Source organism: Actinophytocola xinjiangensis (genome assembly GCF_001921215.1).
Classification (GTDB): Bacteria; Actinomycetota; Actinomycetes; order Mycobacteriales; family Pseudonocardiaceae; genus Actinophytocola; species Actinophytocola xinjiangensis.
The window spans coordinates 1-19,858 of record NZ_MSIF01000027.1 but is presented as its reverse complement, the minus strand read 5'-3'; the positions used below and the strand labels follow the sequence as shown (position 1 = coordinate 19,858).

The window sequence follows — 19,858 nt, the reverse complement described above, 5'->3', positions numbered from 1 at the left end:
GCCCCACCCGTTTCCCCCTTCTTTCTCAGCACAGGGCCGAGTTGACCGCCTCCCGCAGGTCAACCGCGTCACCGGCGGTGTCCCGTCCGTTGGCCACCGCGAAGGCCGACCGGCCGTCCTCGGTGGCGGCGGTGAACGAGTCGTAGCCGACGATGTTGCCGCTGTGCCCCCACGCCTGCTCCCCGCAGGGCGTGGTGTAGCTGACCAGGCCAAGGCCGTACTCGCCGTACTCCACCGGGATGGTGGCCCGCATCTCCTTGAGCAGCTCCGGCGCGAGCACCCTGCCCTCGACCAGCGCCCGCACGAACCGGGTCATGTCCAGCCCGGAGGACACCATGCTGCCGGAGAAGCTGGCCATGCTGGGTTCGAAGTCGGTGATGTCCATGACCGGCTGGCCGGGGAAGGCGAAGTAGCCGTGGGCGTGCGGGCCGCTGATGTGCACGTCGCCGGAGCGGGGCAGTTCGGTCTGGAACAGCCAGTGCGGCTTGACGATCCGGTCGTCGATCTCGTCGCGGGTGCTGTTGCCGGTGATCTTCTCGATCAGCAGGCCGAGCACGACGTAGCCGGTGTTGGAGTAGGCCCAGTCGGTGCCCGGCTCGAACAGCGGCGGGTGGGACAGGCCGAGCGCCACCAGCTCCTCCGGCGCCCACGGCCGGTTGTTGCCGACGGGGTCGGCCATCAGGTCCGCGACGTAGTCGTCCATCCCGCTGGTGTGCTGGAGCAGCTGCCGGACGGTGATCCGGTTGCCGTCGTACCCGTTGCCCGACACCAGGCCGGGCAGGTACCGCTCGATCGGCGCGTCCAGCTCGATCTTCCCCTCGCCGACGAGCTGCAACGTCACCACCGACACGAACATCTTGGTGTTGCTGGCCACCCGCACCCGGTCCCACGGCCGGATCGGGTCGTCGACCCCGAGCCGGCTGGTCCCGCTGGTGACCGACCACGACCGGCGCCCGTCCCTGGCGAACACCATCGCCCCCGGCACGCCCCGGTCGACGTAGCCGTCGATGAGCGCCTGGGTGTCGGCGTGGTCGTCGCGTGGCTGCGCGGCCACGGTCCCGGCACTCACACACCCGAGTCCGATCGCCAACGCCACCGAGCCCGCGACCATCCGGGTCTTCCTCGCACGCATCCGTCATCTCCTTACCTGGTGGGGATCCGGCAAGAAGTTTTCTTCAACGCGGCGGTGCGGAACATCCGGCGCGCCACCGGAAGGGGGGTGGGGCCAGCCCCACCCCCCGCGGCGATCAGCAGGTCACCACTTCTGGTTGTCGCCGCCGTAGCAGCCCCACTGACCGACGGGGGCCCCGTCGGCGGTGGAGTAGTTGAGGATCTCCAGGCACTTGCCGCTGTGCACGTTGATCAGCGCGAAGTAGCCGTCGTCCCACTGCCCGAGAAGCCACCTCTGGTTGTTGCCGCCGTAGCAGTCCCACTGGCCGGCGGGAGCACCGTCGGCCGCGGAGTAGTTGAGGATCTCCAGACATTTGCCGCTGTTGCCGTTGATCAGCGCGAGCGTGCCGTCCGACCACTCGCCGATGACCCAGTGCTGGTTGCCGCCGCCGTAGCAGCCCCACTGACCGGCGGGAGCGCCGTTGGCCGCGGAGTAGTTGAGGATTTCCAGGCACTTGCCGCTGAACTTGTTCACCAGAATGCCTTCGGCGTTCGCGCCGAACAGCGTGTCCGCCGCCGCGGCCACGGGCACGGGCACGGGTTCGTTGGTCGACGCCTGGGCCGCGCCGGGTGCGGCCATCATCGTTGCCATCAACAGCATTCCGAGAACGATCGCCACCCGGCGGCCGGGTCTGGCTCCACGGAGGGAAAGACGCATCGTTGTCTGCCTTTCGTCATGGTTTGACGATCACTGACCAGGACCATGCTTCCGGCCGGCCCACGGTGCTGTCGTTAGCGGGGAGCGCGCCGATTCTTGGGTTCTGGTGCGGTCACCCGTCCCGGCCGACCGCCCGACGGGCCTCGCTGGGCGTGCGGCCGTAGGCGGCGCGAAAAGCCCGGCTGAAGTCCGGCAGGTTCCGGAAACCCCATCGGGCGGCGATCGCGCCGATCGAGCGCTGCCGCAGCCGGGGGTCGGTCAGGTCGGTGTGGCACCCCTCCAGGCGGCGCCGGCGGATCGAGGCGCTCACCGTCTCCCCCTGCTGCCGGTGGAGCGCGTGCAGCGAACGCAGGGAGATGTGGTGGTGGGCCGCGATGGTCGCCGGTTTCAGGTCCGGGTCACCGATGTTGTGGTCGATGAAGGCGTTGACGCGGGCGAGCAGCGCCTGCTGGCGGCTCTCGGCCGGCAGGTCGGCGTAGCAGCCGAGGTGCTGGGCCAGGCAGGCGCCCGCCAGGTCGAGCGCGATCGTGCCCAGACTGGCCAGGTCGCGCTGGTCGCAGTCGGGCCCGTGGGAGTGCAGCGAGCGCAGGAACTGGGCGAGGATCGCGCCCATGCCGGTGTTGGCCGACAGGGGTTGGGCGAGCAGGCGGTGGACCTTGTCGGGGTGCAGCGGCATCTCGGCCCGCGGAATCTGCAGGATGACCACGTCCGCCGGACCCCGGTCCGGCACCCCGCCCTCGAACGGGTAGGACAGGTCGAACAGCACCATGTCCCCGCCGACGAACCCCGAGTCCTGGCGCCGCTGGGAAACCCACAGCTCGCTCCCGGTGACGAAGGCCAACTGGTAGGTGCCGGGGTCGGACCGCCGGATGTCGGCCCAGGTGCGGTCCAGGTCGACGGGCGGGCTGGTGAACCCGCCGACCCGCACGGAACCGAGGTCCAGCACCGAGGCCGACGCGGGGAAGCCCACCGCGCCCGTGCTCTCGTTGAGGGACAGCGGTGCCAGCGCGTCGGCGATCAGCTCACGCCAGAACGGCAGCTGGTCGGCCGGCGGTAGATCGTGGTTGGACACCGTCTGCCACATTCCGCGCCCCCCGCACGAAACGGCCGCCGCGGTGCGCCGGCACCGAAACGGCGGGACCACCGCCCGCCGCACCGCCATCAAAGCAGGCCGACGGCGGCCCGAACAAGACATGCCGGACCGGATCGGCCTTACGGGCCAACGGGTTCGTCCACCGGCCGGTGGACGCGATCAGCCTTGCTCGGCCAGGGTGTTGCCGCTCCAGATGGCGTGGGTGCAGGCGATTCCCCGGCCACCCTTGGGACGCAGCACGTCGTAGATGTGCATCCGGGGGATCTTCTCCGACAGGCCCCAGCCGCTGGGCCAGGTGATGATCCAGTCCATGTCCAGGTCAACCAGCAGGCCCAGCATCCGCGCGATCGTCGGCTCGTCGAGGCGTTCGAAGGCCTCGTCGAGCAGGACCAGGCGAACCGGCGGGCGTTGTGCCCCGGCGCTGACCGCGTCGTAGAACGCCGACGCGGCGGCGAACAGGGTCACGTAGGAGATCAGGCGGGTCTCACCGGAGGACAGCTGGCGCATGCGCCTGGTCCTGGGCGCGCCGTCGGGGCCGTCGTCGCGCACCCGGACGGTGAAGCGGTACCAGGAGCGGTAGTCCAGGGCCCGACCAAGCACCTGCGCGTAGTCGCCGGACTGGCCGTCGCGTTCGGTGGTGATCCGGTCGGTGAGGGCCTGGCGCAGCCGCTCGTCCTCGCCGGGGCCGCGTTTGGCGAACGGGGTGCGGATCAGGGTCAGTGCCTGGCGCATGTCCTCGTCGAGGTCCGGGGCGGGTTGCCACTCCAGCTGGACGTGCACGCCCTGGCTGGAGCGGGCCACGTCCAGGGTGTCGTTCATGCGGCGGCACAGGTCGTCGGCCACCGCCAGCTGGGTGGCGAGCTTGTCGGCCAGGTCGCGCAGCATGAACGCGTCGAAGATCGACTGGTACTCCTCGGACAGCAGGTTCCGTTGCGTGGCAAGGCGTTGCGCCACGTCCCGGGCGGCCTGGGCGACCGGCTGGTGGCCGTGCGCGCCGGTCACCGTGACCGTCAGGATGTCGGCGCCGCGCTGCGCGACGATGTCGTGGCTGCCGGCCAGCGCCGCCTGCAACGCCTGAAGCGTGCCCAGCACGGTGTCCTCGCCGACGACCTCACGCGGGGTCGCGGTCAGCGCGGTGAACGCCTCGGCCGGGTCGGCGGGCGGTTCGGCCGGCTCGGCGACCGCCGCCGCCCACACCCCGTCGGCCGCCAGGGCGTCCTGGAACCGTTGGTGGGCAACGGCCTCACGCTCGGCCAGCTCGGTGGTCCTGGTCTCGCGGGTGTCGATCTGGGTCTGGGTCTTGCCGGCCTTCACCCGCGCGTCGGTCGCCTTGGCCCGGGCGGCCGGCAGGCGTTCACGCACCCCGGCGCGTTCCTGCTCGGCCGCCGCCAGGTCCCGTTGCAGCTGCTCGGCCGCGCCGCCGACGGCCCGCACCCGGTCCTCGTAGCCGGCCGCCTCGTTGGCGTGGTCCAGGCACGCCCGCTCGGTGCCGGCCGCCACCTCCGCCAGCTCCTCGGCCGCCCGCGCGTGGTTGGCGACCGCCTTCGCCAGCGTGTCCACCGCCCCCGCGCAGCGCCGGGTCAGCGCGGTGACCAGGCCCTCGGCGGCGGTCCGCGCCTCCAGCGCGGCCGTTCTGGCCTGCTGCAACGACTCCGGTGACGAGTCAAGGCCGGCGGCGCGCGCGTCGGCGACCAGCTCGTCGGCGCGGGACCGGTGGCGGTCGGCGGCGGCGCTGTGCGTGTCGCGGGTGGCGTAGGCGCGGCCGGCGGCGTCGTCGGCGGTCTGGCCGGCGCCGCGCAGGGTGACGTGCGCGGTCAGCAGCGCCCGGTCGTCGGGGTGGTCGTCGACGTGGCGTTCCCACGCGGCCGCCCGTTCGCGGGCGGCGGCCAGCGCGGCCTCGGCCACGTCCCGTTCGCCGGTGAGCCGGTCGACGGTCTCGGTCAGCTCGCCGATGCGGCGCTGCCGCGCGGACTCGCGCGCCCCGGCGCCGACGAACTCCGCCGCCGGTTTGGCCGACGCGCCGGACAGCACCCCGGCCCGCCAGCGCCCGTCGACCGACACCGCGAGGCCGGTTCCGTTCCCGCCCAACGAGATCCGCGCCAGCAGCCGGTCGACCACCTCGGGGGTGACCGGCGAGTCCGGGGGCACCGCGGCGACCAGGACACCGCTCAGCGCCGGACCGTCGGGCACCGGGCCGTCGGCGAGCGCGGTGAGGTCGGGGTGCGCCGGGTCGGCCAGCGTGCCGTCCGAGCTCACCCACGCGGTCAGCAGCCCGCAGGACTCCAGCGCCGCCTCACAGCCCGCGCGCGCCTCGTCGTCCACATCGGACACGAAGTCGACCAGCCGGTAGAACGCCGCGCCGGCCGACGGGTCCCGCCGTGCGGTGGCGAAGGCCGGCCGGTCGGGCTGGGTGTCCACACCGGACCGCAGGGCGGTCAGCTCGCCGGTGGCGGCGGCGATCCGCCGGTCCAGGTCGGCGACCAGGTCCTTGCCGCGGCCGGCCTCGGCGTGCAGCGCCGGCAGCTGGCCACGCAGCCACGCGTGCGCCCGCTCGGTCGCCGCGCGGGACGCCTCCTGGTCGGCCACCAGCTCGGCCACCGGCGGTGGCGCCAGCTCGGCGGGGGAGTCCGGGACCTGCGCGGCCCAGCGGGTCACCGCGTCGAACCAGGTGTGCGCCACGTCGTCGAGCTGCTGGGCGGCCTCGTTGCGCCGCCCGGCGGCCTCGGTCGCCGCGAGCTGCGCGGCCCGCGCCTCCTGCTGGCGGCGGCCGATGTCGCCGCGTTCGGTCTCCAGCTCGCGGGCGCGTTCCAGCAGCGACAGAGTCTCCGCGCACCGCCGCGCCAGCGCGGCCGCCCCGCGCGTGGCCTGCTCGGCGGCCACCGCCAGCTCGGCGCGCAGCGCGTCGGGGTCCAGCGGCGGCGGCACCCGGCGGGTCAGCTCCACCGGCGCGGCCTCCGGGTCGAGCGTGCCCCGGCCGGTCTCGTGCACCTCGCCGGCCTCGCCCAGCGGCGCGGGCGGCACGCTCGGCGCGAGCCGGGGATCCAGGCCGGCGGCCCGCATCCGCTCGGCGATCGTCACGGCCAGGTCCACCGCCTGGGCGGTGTCGTCGGCGAACCGGGCCAGCTCGGCGGTCACCGAGTCGACCAGCTGCCCGGTGTGCTCGCGCTGGGTGCGCAACTGGCGCAGGGCGCTGACCGCCGCCTGCCGCGCGGCCGACACGACCCGCTTGCGGTCGGCCAGGTCGCGCACGCTGTCGTAGAGCGGGCTGGACTTCAGGTCGTCGATGCGCGACTCCAGCGTGGTCTCCCGCTCCTCCAGCTGGGCGACCTCGGTCTCGGCCTTCTCGGCCGCCGCCTCGTCGTCACGCAGCCGGGTGACCAGCTTGGCGATCTCGGCCCTGGCCGAGGCCAGCTCCCGGGTCGCGTCGGCACTACGGCGCCCGGTGGTGCGCAGCGACCCGTAGGCGTAACCGGCGTAACCGGTGAGGAACCGGCGCAGGGCGGCGTCGGCCGACGCGAGACCCCGGATGTTGTCCCGAATGGACTCCAGGTCCTCGAACGAGCGGGCCAGCTGCTCGACCACCGACGGGTCCAGCGGCGGCAGCGAGTCGGACAGGATCTGCTCCAGCTGCCCCTCCAGGACCTTCAGGCCGACGTCGGGGTTGCGCAGGGTGCGTTGCAGGTGCAGCAGGTCGGCGTAGCGGGCGGCCGGGATCCCGTACACCAGCTCGGAGATCCTGGCGCGGAACGGTTCCTCGTCGTGCAGACAGTCGGCGCCGATCAGCTCGCGCAGCGCGGTCGCGGAGACCGGGGTGCCGTCGAACACCAGCTCGAAGTCGTGCCCGACCCGGCGGTCGGTGACGAACCGCCACGAGTCGTTGATCTGCTGGGAGGTCGCCGAGGCCTTCACCCCGATGCCGCTGGTCAGGTACTCGGCGACGCCGTCGACCTCGCGCCGCAGCTCGATCCACGCGTAGCCGATGCGGTTGGGGCCGCCGGCGTAGTCGTCGAGCATCAGCCGGCGCATGCTGACCGTGTCGTAGCCCTTGGAGCCGATGTGGTGCAGGTCCCCGTCCAGACACAGCGGCGCCAGCAGCTCCAGCGTGCGCGACTTGCCGGAACCGTTGGTGCCCTGGAAGATCGCGCGCCCACCCGACAGGTCGAACACCTCGACCGAGTACTGCCAGATGTTGACGATCCCACCCCGGTGCAGCTGCCATCTCATGTGGGAACCCCCTCGTCGAACAGTGACCAGCGCTCCACCGGCTCCGGCGCCTCCTCCGGCTCACCCTGCCGGGGCGTCGCGTCGGCCGACGGCTGCCAGCGGTGCGCGGCCGGGCTGAGCAGCCAGCCGTCCTCGCCGCGCCTGGCCAGCCCCAGCGCGGCCAGCAGGTGCAGCACGTCGTCGACCAGCCTCGGCACGCTGGTCTGCTTGGACCACGCCGCCGGGTAGGCCTCGAACAGCTCGGCGCACACGGCCGCGACCCGCTCCACGGTCACCGCCACCCAGCCCCGCTCGTCGGCCTGGCCCGACAGCAGCTCCGGCAGGGCCAGCAGCGCGATCCGCGCGACCGTCGACTGCCCGGGGAAGGACAGGTCGGTCAGGTAGTCCTGCGGGTCGGTGACCGCCACGCCCTCCAGCCGGGTCTCGGTGACCAGCCCGAAGCAGCGTTCCAGCAGCCGCGCCTCGGCGCGGGCGCGGCGCCGCAGCCACGCGGCCTGCTCGTCGGTGAGGTCGGCGTAGTGGGTGACCGGGTTCTCCACCAGCCGCCGGCGCACCACGTGCTCGACCCCGCGCGGCCCCGGCCGGGCCGCCAGCCCGACCAGCTCGGTGGCGGTGGTCGCCGTGCCGATCGGGCCCGCGACGAGCTGGCCGAGCAGCGTGGTGTCCACGGTCAGCAACGCCTCGGCGCTCGACTCGGTCGACACGGTCCCCTCGGTCTCGGTCAACACCCCGATGGCCACCAGGTGCCGCAGCGCGGACGCGATGGCCCGCAGGTCGGACAGGTCGTCGCTGACCGCCACCCCGGCCTGCGTCCCGGCGGCGCGGATGTCGGTCACCAGCCGCGACAACAACGTCTGCTGGCCGACGGTGGTCAACGCGGCCAGGGCGAGCGCCAGGTAGGCGTACCCGCGCGGGGTCAGCGTGGGCTCGCCCCGCGTGGGGTCCTGGCCCGGCCCGGTCTTGTAGAGACGGGCGAAGCGCCGCTCCACCACCAGCCGGTACCCCAACAGCCCGGCGAACAGGTCGATCAGCACGGCCCGGTGGCGGTGGACCAGCGGAAGCAGCTCACCGTCCTGACCACCCACCCGCAGCAACGGCCGCCGCAACAACACCCGCGCACACCGCACGACGTCCGCCTGGTCGATCTCCCCCAACTGGTCCAGGGCATCGGCACTCACCGCGCCACCCCGCCAACGGAAGCCTCGACGTGCCGGTGTCGCGGTGGCCCGCTCCGCAGGAGTCCCTGGCCGCTCACCGTGCGCTCACCTCGACCGTGGTGTCGGCGAGGTGCAGGGTGCCGGCGGTGGTGTGGATGGTCTGGGTGTGGCCGGGTTCGGGGCGCACGGTCAGGCGCAGTCCGCCGACCGGGTCGCCGGCCTCGCCCGGGTCGGTGGTGCGTTCGCGCTGGGCCATGGCGTCGGTGAGCAGTCCACAGAGGGTGCCCAGGGCGTCGGGGGACAGGGTCACCCGGTCGAGGCGGCCCCGGGCGGCGGCGAGTTCGGCGAGGGCGTCGGCGTGGCGGGCGTCGGCGTGGCGGGCCTGGGCCAGCAGCTGTTCGCGGCCGAGCGGGTCGTCGAGGATGCGGGAGGTGCGTCCGCGCGCGCCCCGGTCGCCCCGGCCGCGCACGCTGACCGTCACGTCGATCACCGGGCCGTCGGCCCACGGGGTGCGCTCGTCGTCGCCGCCGTCGTGTTCGGGGGCGGGCAGCAGGTTGCGGGCGGAGTAGAGGCCGAAGGCCGCGGCGGCGAGGGTGTGCGCCTGGTCGGGGGTGGACTCGTCGAACCACTTGGCGAGCGTCAGCAGTTCGGCGCGGCGGCCGGGTTCGGGGCCGCCGCCGGAGGTCGCGCGTTTCACCGTCGCCAGCAGGGTGCCGATGGCGCGGGCGGTGGCCTCGCGCAGCGCGGTGACCTGGCTGGGGCGGCCGGGGCGGTCGACGAACCAGTCGGTCAGCTCCACCCAGTCCTCGGCGCGGCGCCCGCGCGCGCGTTCGATGTCCGCGCCGAGCGACTCCGGCGTCAGGATGCGCAGCAGCTCGGTCACCGCGCCGGCGAACTCGTGCCTGGTGAGGATCTCGGCGATCGTCGGCGTGTAGCGCAGCACGTCCTCGACGACCTTCTGGATGTACTCCACCAGCAGGTTGCGGAACCCGGAGATCTCCTCGGCCATCAGGTGGTAGCGGGTGACGACCTGGCCAAGGTAGGCGTAGAAGTCGCGCACGGTCGCCGCCAGCTCGCCGTGTTGCAGGAACAGCGTGGTGACCTGTTCGGCGAGCCGTTCGGTCGCCCGCCGGCCGCCCTGCTCGGTTCCGGCCAGCCGCAGCCGGCGCAGCAGCTCGTCGAGGCCGTTGACGATCGCCGGCAGCAGCTCGCGGGACACCTCGCGCGCGCCCTCGGCGGTGGCCAGCAGCTCGTCGGCCGCGCGCTGCACCCGCACCCCGAGCTTGCTGACCTGGTACCGCACGCTGCCGTGCTGGAACTCGGCGATGCTCGCGGCCACCACCTCACGCCGCCCGGCGACCAGGTTGCCCCACTCGACGAGCTGCTTGAGCCGCACGATCACCGTCTCCACCCGCGCCTCGCCCGGCGGGATCTCGCCGAGGCGCTCGGCGCGGGCCAGCGCGGCGGTGACCTCACCGGCCGACAGGTCGGCGAGCAGCGTCGAGGCGAACAACCGCATGATCGCCAGGTAGGTACGGCGGTGCTCCCGCGCGTCCAGGTAGGCGTACAGCTTGAGCCGACGCGCCTCGTCCGTGGCCGACATGGAACGCCACCCTACCGGTCAGGCCAGGTCGGCCAGCAGCGACGACAGGGCCGACAGCGCTCCGCCGAAGGCGTTGCCGGTGGACGCGCCGTAGCCGATGACCAGCCCGCCGGGCGCGTCGTCGTCGCGCAGCCACAGCGGGCTGAGCCGGGCGATGTCCAGCGAGTGCCGGCGGGCGAGCTCGGGCACCCGCTCCTCGGCCGCCCGGTCCAGGCCGACCACCAGGTGCAGCCCGGCGGAGATGCCGCGCGGGCGCAGCCGCTCCGGCAGGGCGATGACCAGGCGGTCCCGGCGGGAGCGGTACTCCAGGCGGGCGCGGCGCACGTGCCGGTCGTAGGCGCCGGAGCTGATCAGGTCGGCCAGCACCAGCTGCGGCAGCGTCGGCGGGTAGGTGCCGGTGGTTTCCAGCGCGGCCAGCACCGGGTCGACCAGGAACCGGGGCAGGACCAGCCAGGCCAGCCGCAGCGACGGCGACAGGGTCTTGCTGACCGTGCCCGCATAAACCACCCGTTCGGGGTCGAGGGCCTGGAGGGCGCCGACCTGCTGGCGGTCGTAGCGGAACTCCCCGTCGTAGTCGTCCTCGATCACCACGGCGCCGGAGTCGACCAGCGCGGTGCGCCGGGCGGGGGCCAGCGTGTCGCCGACGGGGAACTGGTGGGCCGGTGTGACCACCACCGCCGGACTGTCCAGTTCGGACACGACAATGCCTCGCGAGTCGACCCGGACGCCGGTGATCCGTTGGCCCGCTTGCGACATGATGTCGCGGAAGCGGTCCATCGACGGGTCCTCGAAGGCGGTCGTGGTGATTCCGACCGAGCGCAGCGCGTGGCCGAGCAGGCTGATCCCGTGGCTGAAGCCGGCACACACGACGATCCGCGCCGGGTCGGCCAGCACCCCCCTGGTGCGGCCGACGTAGGCGCTCAGGGTGGCCCGCAGCACCGACGAGCCCTGTGGCTCTCCGTAGTTGAAGACGTCGTTCGGGGCGTGTTGCATCACCCGCCGGGTGGCCGCGAGCCAGGCCCCACGCGGGAACAGTGACGGGTCGGGCCGTCCCGGCGCCAGCGTCCAGCGGTAGGGCGGCGCGTGCGCGGACAGCGGCGGCGCGGACAGCGGTGAGACACCGGCCGTGGCCACCCTGGTCGGCGCGCCCTGGCTGGTCGACAGGTACCCCTCGGCGGCCAGGTCGGCGTACACCCTGGTCACCGTGCCCCTGGCGATCCCCAGGTCGCGGGCCAGCGCGCGGGTCGAGGGCACCATCTCGCCGGCCTTCCACCGCCCGTCGCGGATGGCCGCCCGGATCGCCGAGGCCAGGCCCGCGCGCCCGGACCCCGGGGTCCACCCGAGGTGCGCGTCGAGCGAACTGGACCACGAATCCGTCACGCCACTGGACCATACCCGTGGACAGGTTTGGCGCTAGCGTCGATCACATGACATCCGCGACACTGACGCGTATCCAACCCGGGCCGGCCGTTCCGGCCGCCTACCAGGCGATGCTGTCCCTGGCGGCCGTGGTCGAGAAGGCCGCGACCGACGCCGGCCTTGACCGCCTGCTGGTCAAGCTGGTGAAGCTGCGGGCCTCCCAGCTCAACGGGTGCGCGTTCTGCCTCGACATGCACAGCGCCGAGGCGCTCAAGGCCGGCGAGGACCCGCGCCGGATCTTCGTCCTGGAGGCCTGGCGGGAGACCGACCTGTACTCCGAGCAGGAACGCGCCGCGCTGGACCTGACCGAAGCGATGACCGCCCTCACCGACACCCACGGCGTGTCCGACGAGGTGTACGAGCGGGCCATGGGGGCGTTCACCGAGGCCCAGTACGCGGCCGTGCACTGGGTGATCGTCACGATCAACTCGTGGAACCGGCTGGCGATCCCCGGCCGGCCCGAGCTGCCGGGGTCGGCCCGATGACCGCCGAGACCGTGGCCCGCCTGCGCTCGCTGCACGTGCCGGGCGACCCGCTGATCCTGCCCAACGCCTGGGACGCGGCCAGCGCCAAGGCCGTCGTCAAGGCCGGTTTTCCTGTCGTGGCAACGGGTTCGGCCGCCGTGGCCGACGTCCTGGGCTACCCCGACCACCAGGGGGCCCCGGCGGAGGAGATGTTCGCCGCGATCGCCAGGATGGTCCGCGTGGTCGACGTCCCGGTCACCGCCGACATCGAGGCCGGCTACGGCCTGCCCGCCGGGGAACTGGCCGAGCGGCTGGCCGCGGTCGGCGTCGCCGGCGTCAACCTCGAGGACACCGACCACGCGGGCACCGGCCTGGTCGACACCGCCGAGCAGGCCGGGTACCTCGCCGCCCTGCGTGCCGCGACCGACCTGGTGATCAACGCCAGGGTCGACTCGTTCATCGGCGCGTCGGACCCGCGCGCGGTGCTGCCCGACGCGATCGCCCGCGCCCGCGCCTATCTCGACGCCGGTGCCGACTGCGTCTACCCGATCCTGCTGGCCGACCAGGAGCTGCTCGGCGAGTTCGTCGAGGCCGTCCGCCCGGCCCCGGTCAACGCCGTCTACATGCCCGGCGGTCTGTCGCTGGAGGTGTTGCGCGCCGCCGGTGTCGCCCGGGTCTCCTTCGGGCCAGGCCTGTTCCGGCTCGGCCAGAGCCAGCTGGACAGGACGCTGGCCGACCTGGCGCAGGGCACGACTCCCTACTAGAACGGCCGCAGGATCAACCGGATCGGGTTGTCCCGCTTGGCCTGGAGCTGGGCGACGGCCTGCGCGGCGTCGGCCAGCGGGTAGGTCCCCGAGATCGAGCGGGACAGGTCCAGGCGCCCGTAGCGGGTCAGGTCGACCAGTTGCTCCACCGCGCGCGGCGACGAGCCGTAGTGGCCGATGATCCGCTGGCCACGGAAACTCAGCGGAATGCTGTTCTCGATGGTCAGCGGGTCGGGGGTCAGGCCGACCAGCACCAGCCGCCCGCCCAGGCCGAGGCAGCGCACCGCCTGGTCGCGGACCTGGGCCACGCCGGCCATGTCGAACGCCACGTCCAGGCCGCCGCCGGTCAGCGCCAGCACCTTCGACCGCAGCTCCGGGTCGGCGGAGTCGAACGCGGCGTCGGCACCGAACTCCAGCGCCCGGTCACGGGCAGCGGGCAACGGATCGACGGCCACGATCGGGGCTGCCCCGACCAGGCGAAGCAACTGCACGGCGTGAGCACCGAGGCCGCCGGCTCCCCACACGCCGGCCGCCCGGGCCGGGGCTGTCTGGGCGGTCTCGGTGACCGCGCCCCAGGGCGTGGACACCGCGTCCGGCACGATCGCCGCCTGGTCGTACGGCAACCCGTCGGGGATGGCCACCAGGGTGTGCTGGCTGGCCAGGGCGTACTCGGCCCAGCCGCCGTCGTAGTCGACGCCGCGGGTACGCACGGCAAGGCACGGGTCGCGGAAACGCCGGCAGTTCTGGCAGACGCCACAGCGTTCGCCGGCCTGCAACAGGACCCGGTCGCCCGGCTGCCAGCCCTCGACACCGGGCCCCAGGAGGTCGATCTCACCGGCCACCTCGTGACCGAGGGTGACCTCGGGGGCGTCGAGGAACAGCGGGCTGAGGCTGCCGTCGATCAGGTGCACGTCCGACAGGCACACCCCGGCCGCGCGGACCCGGATCCGGACCTGGCCGGGACCGGGCTCGGGCACCGGTACCTCGCGCACGGCGAACTTCCTGGTCGCGATCTCCAACCGTCCGGCCAGCATCGTGGCGTCCTCCAGCGATCGTGCGTGCTCGTCAGTGCTGTTCGGTGATCATCGTTCTTCGGTGATCATCGTCGGTTCCGTGCGCCCGTGGCGGATCCCCACCTGCCCCGCCCGCAGGGTGATGGTCACCGACCGGACGGCCGCCGTGATCATCAGCAGCACACCGAGGTTCTCACCGAGTTCCTCGGCGTGCAGCACGAGCACGTAGACTGGGCCGCTCTCGCCGGCGGCGACCAGCAGGCCCTGCACCATCTCCATGCCCATCGCCGAGCCGAGCAGCAGCGCCAGCCCGCCGATCATGCACCAGCGGGTCAGCCCGGACAGCCGCCACGCCAGCAGCCCCATGGCCACCGCGATCACCAGGCCGGCGATGATCCCGGGCACCAGCCAGTAGCCGGGGAAGCGTTCGAAGCTCACCCAGCTCTTGCCGATGCGCTCCAGGCGTTCGTGCAGCGAGGTGTGGTCGTCCAGCGACAGCGCGCCGAGCACCGCGGCGCTGACGAACCACGCCCACGCGCCGCGCGTGCGGGCCGCCACCGCCAGCGCGCCGACCACGGCGTGGCTCACCGCCGCCAGCACCAGCAGCGCGACGCTCCACCAGGTCGGCAGGTTGCCCTCGGAGAACACGTCGAAGTAGACCCGGATCTCGCCGCGTTCGGTGGTCAGCGGATGGTCGATGAGCGCGGGGATCGCCATGCTCAGCACGTTGAGCAGCACGCTCACGCCGAGCACCCACCAGCCCAGCTTGCGCAGGCTCACCGCCCGCTCGACCGGCCCGGGGGCCGCCTCGGGTCTGTGAATGTCCTCGATGCCGGCAACCACTGGCCCACCCCCATGCTCGAACGACTGGTGGCGAGCACATTAAGCCATGGCGAACAACCGCGCCTCAGCCGGCGCAGCCGGGTTCCCGCACACCGCCCTGGATCCACGGCAGGTTGACCTTGCGGAAGGCGATCGAGCGGTGCGAGGTCGAGTTGGACCCGGTGTTCTCGTTCACCTCGACCAGGGCGCCGACGTGGTAGTCGGCGGTCTTGGCGATGCTGGCGTAGCCGCCCTCGCGGTAGCCGCCGCCCTCCAGCGGCAGTGGGGCGTCGGCGAAGGGCCGGCTGTAGCTCCAGGTGCGGCCCTCGTCCTCGCTCAGCCGGATCCGCATCTTCGTCCGGGTCTCGGTGCTGGCGGAGTTGACGAACGCCAGCCGCGCGGGGGCGTCGGCGTTGTAGCGCATGGTGGCCGCCTCGTTCTTCGGGTCGAGCAGGCAGCTGGCCGGGGCGAACGGGGTGAAGCCGCCCTCGATGGTGCCGCGCGCGACCCAGCGGCGCTTTCCGTTCTCCCACACCGGGGTGGTGGCCCGGTCGTTGCGGTAGAGGGCGCCGTCGGCCAGTTCCAGCACGGTCGACTCGCCGGTCTGTTCCATGGCCGCGCCGGCCGTGGTGCGCAGCGGCGCCACCTTCCAGGTGGTGCCGTGGTCGTCGCTGTAGATGGTGCGGTGTTGGGCGGGAATCACCAACCGGCCAGGGTTGCGGTAGGTGGTCTGGATGCCGACGCCGGGGCCGACGGCGTCCCAGTTCCAGCTCGACCCGTTGGCCAGCGTGCGCGGCTTGAGGGTGGCCGACAGGTTCACCGGTGCCGTCCAGCTCACGCCGTCGTCGGCGCTGGAGGACACCCAGACCTGGCGGTCGTCCCACGAGTTCACCGTGCCCGAGCCGGGCGGCTGGTGGTTCATGAACAGCCAGATCCGCCCGGTGGTCCGGTCGACGACCGAGGTCGGGTTGCCCCAGGTGCCCTGGCCGGAGCCGATCACCTCCGAGAGCCGCGACCAGGTGGCGCCGTTGTCGGTGGACCGCTTGTACAGCAGGTTGATGTTGCCGAAGTCGGCGTTGTTGGCCGCGCGGCCCTCGACGAACGCGATCAGCGTGTCGTCGGTGGTGCGGACCAGCGACGGGATCCGGTAGGAGTGGTAGCGCAGGCCGTTGAGCTCCTCGCTGCCGCCACCGTCGAAGATGATCTTCTCGGAGTGCGACTGGGCCGCCGCGACGGCTGGCGGGGCGACGGTTCCCGCGACACCGGTCGCGATGGTCAGTCCGATGAGGAGCCCGAGGGTTCGCAACCGGCGCACGGCACACTCGCTTCCAGCCGAGGAAAACCGATTGCGAACCTACCGGGTTTTAGGTGACTTGGTAACCCTTCGTGGGGGTGGTGAGCCAGGACGGCGCGTACCGCGCGATCCGGTCCACCAGGTCGTCCAGGTCGTCCACCTCGCGGAATCCCGGGGGATCGGGCTGACCCGTCCCCCGGCCGGCGACCAGGTCGATGGCGAACCTGGCGACCGTGGGTGGCGGCGGAAGAATGTCCTTGCCGAGATAGGAGACGACGATCAGGTCCTCACCGGAGGCCGTCTCGATCGCGGCGGACCAGCCGTGGCGTTCGTCCCACAGCAACGCGAGATCTCGACTGGGGAAGCCGGGCGCGCGGTCGTCCAACGGGATGTAGCCCGTGGTCGGTGACTCTGTGTGCACCCAGAAGGTGTCCCCGGTCAGGCCGAGCGCCTCGCTGACCAGGCCGGTGTACCGGCGCAGGGCACGCGTGGTGCGGCTCCGAGGGTCCAGCTCCATGGGGTGATCTCCATTCGTGTCAACCGGCCCCGAACGGGGCCGCCCACGAGTACCCGGACCTAAACCTCCGCAGGAAACCACCACATCGGACGGATTCCAGCCCGTAACAGGTCACGCGACCGGCCAGAAACCTGGCTCTCGGTGACGGCTACCCGGTGCTCAGTGCGCCGGCGCTCAGTGCGACTCCCTGGCCACGGCGTGCCCGCTCGACCCGACCAGGAAGTCCAGGTCCGCGCCGGTGTCCGCGCCCCGGACCGTCCGCACGTACAGCTGCTCCCACCCGCGCCGGGGACTGGCGAGGCCCTCGGTCATCGCCGGCGCCGGCTCGCGCGCGGCCAGTTCCTCGGCCGGCACCTCCACGTCCAGCCGCCGCCCCGGCACGTCCAGGCTGATCCAGTCACCGCTGCGCACCCGCGCCAGCGGCCCGCCGGCCGCCGCCTCCGGTGCGACGTGCAGCACGACCGTGCCGTAGGCCGTGCCGCTCATCCGCCCGTCGCACACCCGGACCATGTCGCGCACCCCGGCGCGCAGCAGCTTGGCCGGCAGCGGCAGGTTCGCGACCTCCGGCATGCCCGGATAGCCCCGGGGGCCGCAGCCGCGCAGCACCAGCACCGAGTCGGCGTCCACGTCCAGGTCCTCGTCGTCGATGCGGGCGTGCAGGTCCTCCACCGAGTCGAACACCACCGCCCGGCCACGGTGGGTGAGCAGTTCCGGGGACGCGGCGGCCGGCTTGACGATCGCGCCGTCGGGCGCCAGGTTCCCGCGCAGCACGGCGATGCCCGCGTCCTGGCGCAGCGGGTCCGACCGGGTGCGGATGACCTCACCGTCCCAGATCGGCGTGCCGTCGACGCCCTCGACCAGCGGCCGGCCGGTGACCGTGATCGCCTCAGGGGCGAGCAGGTCCAGGACCTGGGCGAGCACGGCGTGCAGGCCGCCGGCGCGGTGCAGGTCCTCCATCAGGAACCGGCCGGCCGGTTGCAGGTCGACCAGCAGCGGCACCCCGGCGCCGATCCGGTCGAAGTCGGCCAGCGTCAACGGAATCCCGAGCCGCCCGGCGATCGCCAGCAGGTGCACGACGGCGTTGGTGGAGCCGCCGATCGCGGCCAGCGTGACGATCGCGTTGTGGAACGAGGCCGGCGTGAGAACCTGGCTTGGCCGGCGCCCGGCGGCGACCATCTCGACGATCGTGCGGCCGGACTCGTGGGCCTTGGCGAGCAGGCGGCTGTCGGCGGCCGGGATGCCGGCCAGACCGGGCAGGGTCGTGCCGAGGGCCTCGGCGAGCAGCCCCATCGTGGAGGCGGTGCCCATGGTGTTGCAGTGGCCCCGGCTGCGGATCATGGAGGACTCGGACTCCAGGAACGCCTCGCGGGACAGCGTGCCGGCGCGGACCTCCTCCGACAGGCGCCACACGTCGGTGCCGCAGCCCAGCGGCGTGCCCCGGAACGTGCCGGTGAGCATCGGCCCGCCGGGCACGACCAGCGCCGGCAGGTCGACCGAGGCGGCGGCCATCAGCAGGGCGGGGATCGTCTTGTCGCAGCCGCCGAGCAGCACGACGCCGTCGATCGGGTTGGCGCGTAACAGTTCCTCGGTGGCCATCGCGGCGAGGTTGCGCCATAACATGGCGGTCGGCCGGACGTTGGTCTCACCGAGGGAGACGACCGGCAGGTTCAGCGGCACGCCGCCGGCCTCCCAGACGCCGTGCCGCACGCTGTCGGCGACCTCGTTGAGGTGCGCGTTGCACGGGGTGAGGTCGGAGGCGGTGTTGGCGATGGCGATCTGCGGGCGGCCGGTGAAGGCGTCGCCGGGCACGCCGCGGCGCATCCAGGCGCGGTGGATGTAGGCGTTGCGGTCGTCGCCGCTGTACCAGGCGGAACTGCGCACGGGCCCTCCGATCTAGGATCCGGAAATGATGGGCAACGCTACCTCCGCCGCGACCATGCGAGCCTTCGTCGTGACGGGTCCCGCACGGGCCGGGGTGGTCCGGGTGCCGGTGCCGGTGGCCGGGCCGGGGGAGGTCGTGGTCGCGGTCGAGCGGGCCGGGGTGTGCGGCACGGACGCGGAGATCTTCACCGGCGAGATGTCCTACCTGCACACCGGCCAGGCCGCGTACCCGATGCGGATCGGCCACGAGTGGTCCGGTGTGGTGTCGGCCGTCGGCCCCGGCGTCGACGAGACGTGGCGTGGCCGCCGGGTCACCGGCGACACGATGCTCGGCTGCGGTCACTGCGCGCGCTGCGTCGGCGGAAGGCAGCACCTGTGCGCCGACCGGTACGAGATCGGTATCCGCAACGGCTGGCCGGGTGCGCTGGCGGAGTACCTGCCGGTCCCGGTGCGCGCCCTGCACCCCCTTCCGTCCACTGTGGACTTCGTGGCCGGGGCGCTGGTGGAGCCGGCGGCCAACGCGGTGCGTGCCGTCCGGGCCGCCGCCGTCACCGGACGCCTGCTGGTCATCGGCCCCGGCACGATCGGCCTGCTGTGCGCCATGCTCGCCACCGCCGACGGCGTCGACGTGCACGTCCTCGGCGTCGACGAGCCGTCCCTCGCGTTCGCCCGGTCACTGGGGCTCGCCGCCACCAGCGCGCCGCCCGAAGGCCTGTTCGACGCCGTGATCGACGCCTCCGGCGCCGCGTCGGTGCCCGCCAGGGCCGTGGAACTGGTCGAGCCAGGGCGTCGGGTCGTGTTCATCGGCCTCTCCGGCGAGCCGAGCCTGATCGACAGCCGCCAGCTGGTCTTCCGGGACGTCACCGCCGTCGGTGTGCTCAGCGGCTCCGGCGGCCTGACCGGCGCGATCGAGAGCTTCGCCACCATCGACCCCCGCCCCCTGGTCGCCGCGACCGTCGGCCTGGCCGACGTCGCCGATGTTCTGGCTGGCACCGGGCGGTACGGCCCGGCCCCCAAGGTCCAGGTGGATCCCCGCCGCTGACCAGCGTCGCGTGCACAGCGTGACCCTCACCGCCCCGACAGAGCGAACCGGCACCCTAACGAGAGCCATTCCCGGGCCCCCGGAGAAGGGTTCATCCGCTGGGCCTCCGGTGATCATCACTCGATGGGGCGCTGTTCACCGAGTGGCGTTTTGGTGATCCACTGTGGAGGCACTCCGCCGCTATCGATCGACGCTTCAACGGAGAGGCTTGGATCATGGCAATCAAGGACGCGGTTCCGGACATTCGTCCCAGAGCCGGCCACGACCTCCTGGTCGGCATCGACGGCGTACTGCCCAGAATCGGCCAACCGGACGCGGACGGGGACCTGGCCGCCGAAGACCTCATGACAGCCCTGGTTCGCTGCGCCACCTGCGGCGACATCTCGCGAATCCGCGAACAGGCCGCGGCGGTACGGTTGGCCGCCGCGCAACTGCGGGCAGGACTGTTCGAACGCGCGGCCGCCGAACTGCGTCTGGTCCGGGCGGATCTGTTGCCCTGACCCAGGTTGTCGACTCGGGGGGTCTGCCAACGGCGGCAGACCCCCCGAGTTTTCTTTCGCTTCCAACCACACCCCCAAGTTGTCCACAGCCCCCCGCCGACCCCCCTTTTCCCAGCCACCCTCGGATAGAATGGCGCTGAGGGGTGCCCCCGGAGTGGGCCAGGGGGTCGGCAAAGTCGTTGGTTTGTTAGGTGGGGATGCCGAGGAGGGTGAGTGGTCGGGTGGGGTTGCGTGCCA

General features: G+C 72.9%; 16 protein-coding genes. 4 read left to right on the top strand and 12 right to left on the bottom strand.

Annotated features, from left to right (window positions below; genetic code table 11):
* Positions 1 to 25: 25 nt before the first annotated feature.
* From BLA60_RS35400 to pdxR, 7 genes are all read right to left on the bottom strand, one after another.
* The gene (locus BLA60_RS35400) at positions 26 to 1,132 is read right to left on the bottom strand and encodes a serine hydrolase domain-containing protein (RefSeq protein WP_075137435.1); all 1,107 of its coding nucleotides are present in this window, start codon (positions 1,130 to 1,132) and stop codon (positions 26 to 28) included.
* A 123-nt stretch (positions 1,133 to 1,255) separates the two neighbouring features.
* Complete coding sequence (locus BLA60_RS35395; protein ID WP_162293060.1) at positions 1,256 to 1,771, bottom strand: RICIN domain-containing protein; 516 nt, start codon at positions 1,769 to 1,771, stop codon at positions 1,256 to 1,258.
* 169 nt (positions 1,772 to 1,940) lie between these two features.
* Positions 1,941 to 2,900, bottom strand: a complete 960-nt coding sequence (locus tag BLA60_RS35390) for an AraC-like ligand-binding domain-containing protein (protein WP_162293059.1) — start codon at positions 2,898 to 2,900, stop codon at positions 1,941 to 1,943.
* 180 nt (positions 2,901 to 3,080) lie between these two features.
* Complete coding sequence (locus tag BLA60_RS35385; RefSeq protein WP_075137433.1) at positions 3,081 to 7,145, bottom strand: TIGR02680 family protein; 4,065 nt, start codon at positions 7,143 to 7,145, stop codon at positions 3,081 to 3,083.
* A complete protein-coding gene (locus BLA60_RS35380; protein ID WP_075137432.1) occupies positions 7,142 to 8,323 on the bottom strand; it encodes a TIGR02678 family protein in 1,182 nt (393 codons plus the stop codon). Before BLA60_RS35380 ends, BLA60_RS35385 begins: the two co-directional genes overlap by 4 nt.
* Before the next feature lie 73 nt (positions 8,324 to 8,396).
* Positions 8,397 to 9,905: a TIGR02677 family protein gene (locus tag BLA60_RS35375; protein WP_075137431.1), complete on the bottom strand. Its 1,509-nt coding sequence runs from the start codon at positions 9,903 to 9,905 to the stop codon at positions 8,397 to 8,399.
* 18 nt (positions 9,906 to 9,923) lie between these two features.
* Positions 9,924 to 11,285 carry a MocR-like pyridoxine biosynthesis transcription factor PdxR gene (gene pdxR / locus BLA60_RS35370; RefSeq protein ID WP_075137430.1) on the bottom strand — a complete coding sequence of 454 codons (1,362 nt, stop codon included), beginning with the start codon at positions 11,283 to 11,285 and terminating at the stop codon, positions 9,924 to 9,926.
* A 47-nt stretch (positions 11,286 to 11,332) separates the two neighbouring features.
* Between pdxR and BLA60_RS35365 the strand changes: the two genes are divergently transcribed.
* Together BLA60_RS35365 and BLA60_RS35360 are read left to right on the top strand one after the other, a co-directional pair.
* On the top strand, positions 11,333 to 11,809 hold the full coding sequence (locus tag BLA60_RS35365) for a carboxymuconolactone decarboxylase family protein (RefSeq protein ID WP_075137429.1): 477 nt from the start codon (positions 11,333 to 11,335) through the stop codon (positions 11,807 to 11,809).
* A complete protein-coding gene (locus BLA60_RS35360; RefSeq protein ID WP_075137428.1) occupies positions 11,806 to 12,552 on the top strand; it encodes an isocitrate lyase/PEP mutase family protein in 747 nt (248 codons plus the stop codon). The genes BLA60_RS35365 and BLA60_RS35360 overlap by 4 nt, the downstream gene beginning before the upstream one ends.
* On the opposite strand, the gene BLA60_RS35355 is transcribed toward BLA60_RS35360, so the two are convergent.
* The 5 genes from BLA60_RS35355 to BLA60_RS35335 all read right to left on the bottom strand — a co-directional run bounded on the left by BLA60_RS35355 (position 12,549) and on the right by BLA60_RS35335 (position 18,079).
* The gene (locus BLA60_RS35355) at positions 12,549 to 13,586 is read right to left on the bottom strand and encodes a zinc-binding dehydrogenase (protein ID WP_075137427.1); all 1,038 of its coding nucleotides are present in this window, start codon (positions 13,584 to 13,586) and stop codon (positions 12,549 to 12,551) included. The genes BLA60_RS35360 and BLA60_RS35355 overlap by 4 nt on opposite strands.
* 48 nt (positions 13,587 to 13,634) lie before the next feature.
* Positions 13,635 to 14,408: a hypothetical protein gene (locus BLA60_RS35350; RefSeq protein ID WP_075137426.1), complete on the bottom strand. Its 774-nt coding sequence runs from the start codon at positions 14,406 to 14,408 to the stop codon at positions 13,635 to 13,637.
* Between the two features lie 64 nt (positions 14,409 to 14,472).
* Positions 14,473 to 15,702 (bottom strand): sialidase family protein, encoded by a 1,230-nt coding sequence (locus tag BLA60_RS35345; protein WP_075137425.1) that lies wholly within the window; start codon positions 15,700 to 15,702, stop codon positions 14,473 to 14,475.
* A 49-nt stretch (positions 15,703 to 15,751) separates the two neighbouring features.
* Positions 15,752 to 16,198: a DUF6292 family protein gene (locus BLA60_RS35340; protein ID WP_075137424.1), complete on the bottom strand. Its 447-nt coding sequence runs from the start codon at positions 16,196 to 16,198 to the stop codon at positions 15,752 to 15,754.
* A 174-nt stretch (positions 16,199 to 16,372) separates the two neighbouring features.
* Positions 16,373 to 18,079 (bottom strand): IlvD/Edd family dehydratase, encoded by a 1,707-nt coding sequence (locus BLA60_RS35335; protein WP_281257507.1) that lies wholly within the window; start codon positions 18,077 to 18,079, stop codon positions 16,373 to 16,375.
* A 25-nt stretch (positions 18,080 to 18,104) separates the two neighbouring features.
* Here BLA60_RS35335 and BLA60_RS35330 point away from each other — a divergent pair, with 25 nt between their 5' ends.
* Both BLA60_RS35330 and BLA60_RS35325 read left to right on the top strand, forming a co-directional pair.
* Complete coding sequence (locus BLA60_RS35330) at positions 18,105 to 19,121, top strand: zinc-dependent alcohol dehydrogenase (RefSeq protein ID WP_245812363.1); 1,017 nt, start codon at positions 18,105 to 18,107, stop codon at positions 19,119 to 19,121.
* A 215-nt stretch (positions 19,122 to 19,336) separates the two neighbouring features.
* Complete coding sequence (locus BLA60_RS35325; protein WP_075137421.1) at positions 19,337 to 19,621, top strand: hypothetical protein; 285 nt, start codon at positions 19,337 to 19,339, stop codon at positions 19,619 to 19,621.
* Positions 19,622 to 19,858: the final 237 nt, after the last annotated feature.